Genomic DNA, 10515 nt, shown 5'->3' with positions numbered 1-10515 from the left:
TTCAACCGTCGTGTCGTTGATAATCGGTACGATGATGGTTTGTGTTTCGCCTGGCGTACCCGTGAAGCTTAAGCTGCCAGCAGTCGTGGTGTAATCACCCGGAGCCGCTGCCGTGCCGTCATTTGTGGTGTAATCCAGCGTGAAGCCACCTTGAACTTCGCCCGTCAAGGTCACAGTAAAGGTCGCGTTAGCGCCCGCTTCATCAATCGTGACGTCATCAATCGCAACCGTCGCTGCGTCGTTATCCGTAATGGTGCCTAAACCTTGGTCATCACTGAAGGTCACGCCACCGTTCGTTAAGTTGCTCAAGTCAACCGTAAAGGTCTCGCTGCCCTCAACAATGGTGTCGTCCGTAATCGGAACCGTAATCGTCACCGTCTCGCCACTCGTACCCGTGAAGGTTTCCGTGCCCGAGGCCGCTGTGTAATCACCGTCAGCAACAGTCGCCGTACCGTCCGTCGTGGTGTAATCGAAGCTCACGCCACCTTGTACGTCGCCCGTTAAAGTCACGGTGAAGACTGCATTACCATCCGCTTCGTTCACCGTCACGTCATCAATCGCAACTGTCGCTGCGTCGTTATCCGTAATGGTGCCTAAGCCTTGATCATCCGCAAACGTGACGCCTGGATTATTGAGATTACTTAGGTCAAGCGTGAAGGTCTCATCACCTTCAACCGTCGTATCATTGATGATCGGTACGCTAATGGTGATCGTTTCACCGTCCGTACCCGTAAACGTTTCTGTGCCAGAAACCGTGGTGTAATCGCCCGGAGCCGCTGCCGAAACATCGTTAGTGGTGTAGTCGAAACTCACGCCACCTGCAACATCGCCTGATAAGGTCACCGTGAAGATAGCATTGACACCATCTTCCGCTATCGTTACATCATCAACCGAAACCGTCGCAGCGTCGTTGTCGTTAATGGTACCAATCGCTGTATCTGTGTCTGTAACGAGCGGGTTCACTGCATCAAGGTTCACGGTGAAGGTTTCGTCACCTTCCACAATCGCGTCATCGGTAATGGCAACAGTGAAGGTTTGTGTTTCACCGTCGGTTCCAGCGAAGGTAACAGTACCCGCGGTGCTGTCATAGTCTGTATTGCCGCCTGTCGCAGTGCCATCTGTGAAGCTATAATTGACGTCAGTGCCACCAGCCACATCGCCATTTAAAGTAATGGTGAATGTTGCTGTACCAGCAGCTTCTGTTACGGTTACGTCTTCAATTGTGACGCTTGCGTTATCGTTGTCAGCGATTGTTACTGTGTCAGTCGCTGTACCGATAGTACCGTTGCTTACGGCTGTAATAGTTGCTTCAACCGTTTCACTGCCTTCAACTAAAGTATCATCAAGCACCTCAACCGCAACGGTCGCACTGGTGCTTCCCGCAGGAATCACTACAGAGGTCGTGCCAGCAGCACCAGTTAAATTATAATCGCTGGCATCTGTCGCTGTGCCCGCGTAGTTAATGGTTATGGTGGTATCCGTCGCACTAACATTACTTAGAGTTACGGTAAACTCACCATCCGTGTTCGGCTCAGACGCTGCAGCAATGGTCGCAGCAATCGATACTTCTAAGTTGTCATTGTCCGTGATCGTTCCAAGGCCGGTATCAGTATCCGTAACTAATGGGTTTACGGCGTCGATATTGACTGTAAAGTCTTCGCTACCTTCTACGATGGTGTCGTCGGTAATGGTGACATCGAACGTCTGTGTCTCTCCCGCCGTACCAACAAAGGTCACACTGCCCGCTGTGTTATCAAAATCAGTGCCGCCCGTCGCTGTGCCGTCAGTGAAGCTGTAGTTCACCACAGTCCCACCTACAACGTCGTTATCAAGCGTCACCGTGAAGGTCGCTGTTCCAGCTCCTTCATTAACAGTGACATCATTAACCGTTACTTCAGCATTATCGTTATCATTGATCGTGCCAAGGCCTTGATTGTCGCTGAACGTTACGCCCGCCGTGGTCAAGTTAGTTAAATCTACGGTAAAGTCTTCGGTACCCTCGACTAAAGTATCGTCGGTAATTGGAACCGTAATGGTCACCGTCTCACCGCTGGTACCCGTGAAGGTCTCAATGCCAGAGGTCGCTGTGTAATCACTGCCCGCAGCCGCACTGCCGTCATTCGTGGTGTAGTCGAAGCTCACGCCACCTTGTACGTCGCCCGTTAAGGTCACGGTGAAGATAGCATTGCCATCCGCTTCGTTAACCGTCACATCATCAATCGCCACCGTCGCTGCGTCGTTATCCGTAATGGTGCCTAAACCTTGGTCATCACTGAAGGTCACGCCGCCGTTACTCAAGTTGCTCAAGTCAACCGTGAAGGTCTCATCGCCTTCAACTGTCGTGTCGTTGATAATCGGTACGATGATGGTTTGAGTTTCGCCCGGCGTACCTGTGAAGCTTAAGCTGCCGCCAGTCGTGGTGTAATCACCTGGAGCCGCTGCCGTGCCATCATTCGTGGTGTAATCCAGCGTGAAGCCACCCTGAACTTCGCCCGTCAAGGTCACGGTGAAGGTCGCATTCGCGCCATCTTCTGCAATCGTGACATCATCAATCGCTACGGTCGCATTGTCATTATCGGTAATGGTGCCTAAACCTTGGTCATCACTGAAGGTCACGCCACCGTTCGTTAAGTTGCTCAAGTCAACCGTAAAGGTCTCGCTACCCTCAACAATCGCGTCGTCCGTAATCGGCACACTTATCGTAATCGTCTCGCCACTCGTACCCGTGAAGGTTTCAGTGCCTGATGCCGCTGTGTAGTCGCCATCAGCTACCGTCGCCGTGCCGTCCGTCGTAGTGTAATCAAAACTCACGCCACCTTGTACGTCGCCCGTTAAAGTCACGGTGAAGACTGCATTACCATCCGCTTCGTTCACCGTCACGTCATCAATCGCCACTGTCGCTGCGTCGTTATCCGTAATGGTGCCTAAGCCTTGATCATCAGCAAACGTGACGCCTGGATTATTGAGATTACTTAGGTCAAGCGTGAAGGTCTCATCACCTTCAACCGTCGTATCATTGATGATCGGTACGCTAATGGTGATCGTTTCACCGTCCGTACCCGTAAACGTTTCTGTGCCAGAAACCGTGGTGTAATCGCCTGGGGCCGCTGCCGAACCATCGTTAGTGGTGTAGTCAAAACTCACGCCACCTGCAACATCGCCTGATAACGTCACCGTGAAGATAGCATTAACGCCATCTTCCGCTATCGTTACATCATCAACCGAAACCGTTGCAGCGTCGTTGTCGTTGATTGTGACAGTATCAGTAGCATTATCGATAGCACCATTACTGACCGTATCAATGGTCGCGATAACGGTTTCCGAAGGTTCAACAATAAGATCATCCGCCACATCAACTGTAATCGTTGCCGTTGTATCGCCGGCAGGTATAACTACCGTGGTCGTACCGTTTGCACCTGTTAAGCTGTAGTCAGCTGGGTCAGCCGCAGTACCTGTATAGCTTAGTGTTACCGTAGTATCTGTCGCACTTGGTGCACTCAAGCTCACAGTAAACTCACCGTCAGTTGCAGGCTCGCTAGCCATCGCTACACTCGCAATCACAGAAACTAATAAGTTGTCATTGTCTGTAATTGTGCCTATCGCTGTATCAGTATCGATAACCTGCGGATTGACTGCGTCAAGGTTCACCGTAAAGGTTTCATCACCTTCCACAAGACCGTCGTCAGTGATACCAACAGTAAAGCTCTGAGTTTCGCCAGCTGTGCCAACAAACGTCACTGTGCCCGCAGTATCATCGTAATCTGTACCGCCGCCAGTCGCTGTACCGTCTGTGAAACTGTAATTGACATCCGTTCCACCAGCCACTGCACTATCCAAAGTGATGGTAAAGGTCGCTGTTCCTGCGCCTTCATTAACCGTAACGTCCTCGACAGTCACTGCAGCATTATCGTCGTCGGCAATTGTTACCGTATCTGAGGCCGTGCCAATATTACCGTTACTGACACTGGTAATGGTGGCAATAACTGTCTCACTTGGCTCAACAATATTATCGTTAGCAACATCAACAGTAACTGTTGCAGATGTACTACCTGCTGGGATGGTCACTGTTGTCGTGCCAGAAACGCCAGTCAGACTATAGTCAGATGGATCATTAGCGGTACCAGTGTAATCGATCGTTACGATGGTATCCGTCGAGCTTTCTGCGCTTAGGCTGATGGTGAATTCGCCGTCTGTCGCCGGTTCCGATGCATTTGGAACTGAAGCAGCAATCGAGGTTACTAGTGGTGAGTCATCGTCAGTAATTGTGCCTGTCGCAACGTCAGTAGCGTCAACCAGAGCGTTACTAGCGGATAAGTTCACCGTAAAGGTTTCATCAAACTCTACGATAGCGTCATTCGTAATCGGTACAAGGATGTCAATGAACTCACCGTCAGTACCCGTAAAGCTTACGGTGTTACCCGTACTGTCGTAATCCGTGCCACCACCGGTAGCCGAACCATCAGTAAAGCTGTAAGTGACGTCAGTGCCACCGTCGACTTCGCCATTAAGGGTAATTCTAAAGGTTGCATTACCTGCGTCTTCTGCCACGGTGACATCTTCAACCGTTACAGATGCAGTGTCTTCGGATTCGATAGTGACAGTGTCCGTCGCGCCACTGATCGTTCCGTTATCAGTTGCTGTAATGGTCGCGATGACAGTCTCATCACCCTCAACGATATTGTCATCAATAACATCAACCGTCACGATAGCGTCGGTCGAGCCAGCAGGAATCACAACTGTGGTTGTGCCTGAAGCGCCCGTTAAGTTGTAATCCGAACCATTGGTTGCTGTACCTGAATATGCAATAGTAACCGTTGTGTCAGTCGCGCTAGTAGTACTCAGACTTACCGTGAACTGACCATCAGTCGCTGGTTCCTGAGCTGTTGGCGTAGTTGCTACAACTGAAACAGTTAAAGCATCATCATCAACGATGGTGCCTGTTGCTGTATCGGTATCAATAACGTTCGGATCAACCGCATCCAGGTTAACCGTAAAGGTTTCGTCGCCTTCTACAACTGCATCGTTGGTAATCGCAACAGTGAAAGTTTGTGTTTCACCAGCCGTTCCAACGAACGTTACAGTGCCGCCAGTACTGTCGTAATCAGTACCACCGCCCGTCGCTGTGCCATCAGTGAAGCTATAGTTCACGTCAGTACCACCAGCGATGGCTTCTTCTAATGTGATAGTAAAGGTTGCAGTGCCGTCAGCTTCATTAACGCTAACGTCTTCAACTGTTACGCGTGAATCATTATCAGTAATGGTGACGGTATCTGTTGGAGTGCCAATGGCTCCGTTACTAACCGCCGTGATCGTTGCTTCTACGGTTTCGCTACCTTCAACAAGAGCATCATCGATAACTTCAACAGCCACAGTCGCGCTTGTACTTCCAGCCGGGATGGTCACGCTGGTAGTCCCCGCAGCACCCGTTAAGTTGTAGTCTGAAGTGTTTGTAGCTGTACCTGCGTAATCAACAAATACCGTAGTATCAGTATCACTAGGATTACTCAAGGTTATTGTGAACTCACCGTCAGTACCTGGTTCAGAAGCTGCTGCCACTGTCGCAGACATGTTAACAGTCAATACATCATTGTCTTGGATCGTGCCAGTTGCCGTATCAGTATCATTAACGCCTGTATGGTCAGCATTTAAAGAGACCGTAAAGGTTTCATCGCCTTCTACTATGTTGTCGTCGGTGTAAGCAACTGTGAAGGTTTGCGTCTCTCCCGCCGTACCCACAAAAGTTACTGTACCGCCAGTACTATCATAATCAGTACCACCGCCTGTAGCCGTACCATCAGTAAAGCTATAGTCAACGTTAGTGCCGCCAGCAACGTCATTGTTCAGAGTGATAGTGAAGGTTACGGTACCCACGCCCTCGTTGGCAGTTACGTCTTCGACGGTAACCGCTGCAGCGTCATCATCAGCAATTTCAACAGTGTCGGTTGCATTTACAATCGTGCCTTCGCTAACACTATCAATTGTCGCGATAACGGTTTCGGTAGGTTCAACAGTCGTATCGTCGTTAACCACGACATCAACTGTAACGCTTGTATCACCGGCAGGAATAACAACGGTTGTAGTGCCAGCTGCACCCGCTAGGCTGTAATCTGCAGGGTCCGTAGCAGTACCCGAGTAACTTAAGTTAACCGTAATGTCAGTTGCACTTGGCGTATTAAGGCTAACGGTAAATTCGCCATTCGTCGCAGGCTCAGAAGCATTGGCAACGCTTGCGGTTACCGACACTTCTAACACTTCGTCGTCGATAATCGTGGTAGCCGAGTCGTTATCATTAATCACTGGGTTAACGGCATTAAGGTTAACGGTGAAGGTCTCATTACCCTCATAAATACCGTCGTTTATGATCGCAACCGTAAAGGTTTGCGTTTCACCTGCTGTACCCGCAAAAGTCACAGAGCCTGGCGTGTTGTCGTAATCGACACCACCCGTCGCAGTACCATCTGTGAATGAGTAATTGACAACGCTGCCGCCTTGGACTGCATTATCCAAGGTTACGGTATAGGTCGCCGTACCCGCATCTTCATCAATGGTTACATTGTTGATGGTCAGGGTTGCAGTATCGTTGTCGTTAATGGTACCGAGACCTTGGGCATCGCTTAAGGTCACGCCGACATTCGACACATTCGACAAGTCAACGAAGTAAGTTTCACTCGCCTCGGCAACAGCATCATCGGTAATTGGAACCGTGATAGTCAGAGCTTCGCCATCAGTGCCCGTAAAGTTTAATGTGCCAGTTTGTGCCGTATAGTCGCTGCCAGCATTCGCAGTATCATCAGCAGTTGCAAAATCAACCGAGACGCCACCTTGTACGTCACCGGTTAGAGTAACCGTAAAGACAGCATTACCATCGGCTTCGTTAACTGTAACGTCGTTAATGGCTAGGCTAGCGTTGTCGTTATCATTAATCGTGCCAATGCCTTGGTCATCAGCCAAAGTCACTACGGCATTGCTAACGTTTGATAAATTTGCAAAGAATGTTTCTGTCGCTTCAACTAAACCATCGTCAGTGATTGGCACACTGAATGTTTGAGTTTCACCATCAGTACCCACAAAATTGATGGTGCCTGTTGAGGATGTATAGTCGCTAGCAGCAAGTGCAGTATCGTCTGCTGTCGCATAATCGACCGAGACGCCGCCTTGTACGTCACCGGTTAAGGTCACTGTAAAGACTGCGGTACCGTCTCCTTCATTCACAGTAACGTCATTTATCGCCAAACTCGCATTATCGTTATCGGTAATAGAACCGATACCCTGAGCGTCCGCAATGGTCACCAAGCCATTCGAGATGTTCGATAAATTCGCAAAGAAGGTTTCAGTAGCCTCCGCGATACCATCATCAGTGATTGGTACGGTGAATGTCTGTGTTTCTCCGTTATTACCCGCAAAGCTCAATGTATCAGTCGTGGTCGTATAGTCGCTTCCGGCTAAGGCTGTATCGTCAGCTGTCGCTGCATCAACGGTAAAGCCACCCTGAACGTTGCCTGTTAGCGTTACAGTGAAGACTGCATTACCGTCAGCTTCATCAACAGTCACATCATCGATCGCGATGCTGGCTGCGTCATTATCAAATATATTAACCGTGGCGTTGTTCGGCGTCCCAATCGTTGCATTGCCACTCGTCACCGTATCTAAAGTAACGATAACGGTTTCCGTCGGTTCTAGTAATGAGTCATCAATTGCTAAAACATTCAGGTTAACTGAAGTCGTATTCGCAGGAATGGTGACACTAGTCACTAAAGATGCATAGTCAGCGCCTGCTGTTGCAGTACCGCCTACCGAAATATCAACCACAGTGTCAGTGTCTGACGGGTTACTCAAGCTAACAGTAAACTGGCCAGCAATACCGCTTCCTTCCGTAGTATCAGCAATAGCAGCAATACTCACTTCAGCCGCATCATCATTAGTGATCGTACCGTCTGCGCTAGCCGTTGTGATAGTTGCATTACTTGATGGGTTAGAGATGGTCAGCGCAACCGTTTCGTCAGCCTCTACCGTCAAATCGCCATTTACTGTCACAGAAACAGTCGTACTAGTATTGCCAGCTGTAATAGTGCCGCTACTTGATACTGCAATATAATCGTTGTCCGCTGTCGTTGCAGTGCCATCTGAAGTAGCAAAATCAAAAGTCACATCTGTCGCTGTAGACACGGCATTAGCAAATTGCACTGTGTACACCAGCGTAGTGGTTCCAGCGTCGCCCTCTACAACACTTGTTGCTAGAACTTCCAGCTCAGCAACATCATTATCGGCAATGGTTACGGTAGCTTCATTATTACCCGGATCGATAGTGCCATCAGAGGTCGTGGCCAGCGTGATCACAACGGTTTCATCGCCCTCGACGATGGTGTCGTCTGCGACAGTCACATCAATCGCAGCGCTTGTATCGCCCGCAGGGATAGTCACTGTGCCCGTTAAAGGCGTGTAATCATCAGTCGGCGTTGCAGTACCCGCAATCGTATAGGTAACTGTGGTATCCACAGAATTAGGGTTACTTAAACTTACCGTAAATTGGCCATTATCTGCTGGCTCTGCCGCCGTAGCATCATTTGCCGCAACCGTAACCGTGATAGGGTCATTATCTTGAATCGTATAAGTATTGGTCGCTTGTGTATTGCTATCTAAGTCAGCGTCACCAAGGACCAGTCGAGGATTAACACTCGAAATTTCGAAGTTGATGGTTTCATCAGCTTCTAAAATATTGTCGTCAACTACCGTTAAGTTAATTGGTACTGACGTACCAGCTCCACCATCGTAAGTGCCCGCGGGAATGGTAACCGTCACCACGTTGGTATAATCGGTTCCTGACCCCGTTGCCGTACCGCCAGTGACATTGACATTAACATTAGTGTCATTTGGTAAGAAGCCTAGAATTCTCAGGCGAGGCTCATCCGTGATTGATTCGTCAGCAGTATCAGCCGCAGCATCAAACTCAATCAATACAACCGAGTCGTTATCTTGAATAGTGACAACGCCGGTTCCGTCATTGATCGTTGCTAACCCACCCGTGATGTTTGATAAGTTAACATTAAAGGTTTCATCACCTTCAATTGCAAAATCGTCATTTATAGTAACGGTAATACTTTGCACCTCACCATCGGTGCCTGCAAAGCTTAACGTTCCTGAGTTGGCGAGATAATCTGCTAAAGGCCCAGCTGTCGCAGTGTCGTCTGCCGTCGCGAAGTCAACATCAAATCCTGCTGCCGTATCTCCCGTTAAGGTCACGTCTATTGTAGCTGTGCCGTCGCCTTCATTAACGGTGACATCCGCAATAGAGATACTTGCGGCATCATCATTCTGAATCGTGGCTTCACCCACACCATCAGAAATAGTTGCATTCGAGGAAATGTTGCTTAACGTCACTGTAAACGTTTCGTCCGGCTCTACAACAGTATCGCCATTCACATCTACGGTTATGGTGCCGGATGTATCTCCAGCAGCGATCTGACCAAAGCCTGTTGAGCCAGTATAGTCTCCATCTACAACCTGAGCAGTTCCATCAGCTGTAGCATATTCGAAAGTAATGTCTTCAGCCGTTGTCACAGCATTGGTGATACTTACTGTAAAAGTAAAGGTCGTTGTGCCGGCATCAGTTTCCACTTGGGCAATATCATTAATAGCAATCTCAGCCGGAGAGTTAACGACTAAATCGGCTGAAGCAGCTGTACTCGCTCCCATGCCAGTATCGAGTGTACCAGCAGGAAGTTGATTGGTGTGAGTCCCTGCAGTTCCACTGGTCACGTCAGCAGTGATAGTACACGAGCTGTTAGCAGGAATCGTCGCGCCTGAGCCAAGTGTAATAGAGGAAGCACCATCAAGTGCTGTTAAGGTCCCTGTTCCACCACAAGTGTCAGATGCATTGGCTGGAGTCGCCAATACAACACTTGCAGGAAGATTATCAACGAAATCAGCCTGCAAAATAGCTTCAAAATTGTTGGTGTTAGTCAACGTAATGGTTAGGGTAGATATACCATTGAAGTCGATTGGATTAGGTGCAAATGCCTTTGTTGGCTCTGGAGTAACCACATTTAAGGCGTTTGAATCAGTAGCGCAAGCTGCTACGGTTGGATCAGCAACTGTACATCCACCATTGGTATTGTTAGCGGTGTTATTATCAATGACGCCTGCAGGTAGCGTGACGTTGACAGTGTTGTCAATCGTCGTCGGATAATCCACTGCCGAAACATTAAAGGAAACAAACAATGCCGCGAAAGCGACCATTGCAGAAGAGAAACGCCTTATAGAGCGGGCTAATTTTTTGTAAGTGTTCAGCGTGCTCTTGCCAAAGTTTTTCATTTAAGTCTACCCAACCATTAAATGTATATAACAAAGACACTGGCAACCAGCGCTTTGGAATTTACGATGGAGCTGTTCTCACAGCACCCCTAATCAAAATACACAACATCTCCAGTGAAAAGCTTATTGCGTAATCTTTACCGACCAGCGGCTGTGTGTTCTATATCTGGTTCGAGCAATCCTTCGAAAACCCCAAAAGTGGAA

At 48.9% G+C, this 10515-nt stretch carries 1 protein-coding gene; it reads right to left on the bottom strand.

Features of this window, described 5'->3' with window-relative positions; translation table 11 throughout:
* The coding region (locus KFK88_RS05535; protein ID WP_223577647.1) for a Calx-beta domain-containing protein at window positions 1-10311 on the bottom strand (10311 nt) is incomplete at its 3' end.
* Window positions 10312-10515 lie beyond the last annotated feature (204 nt).

Origin of the sequence: Kangiella taiwanensis, assembly GCF_020005165.1 — a bacterium.
Classification (GTDB): domain Bacteria; phylum Pseudomonadota; class Gammaproteobacteria; order Enterobacterales; family Kangiellaceae; genus Kangiella; species Kangiella taiwanensis.
The sequence above is the reverse complement of the archived record's forward strand: the minus strand, read 5'-3'. Positions and strand labels throughout refer to the sequence as shown.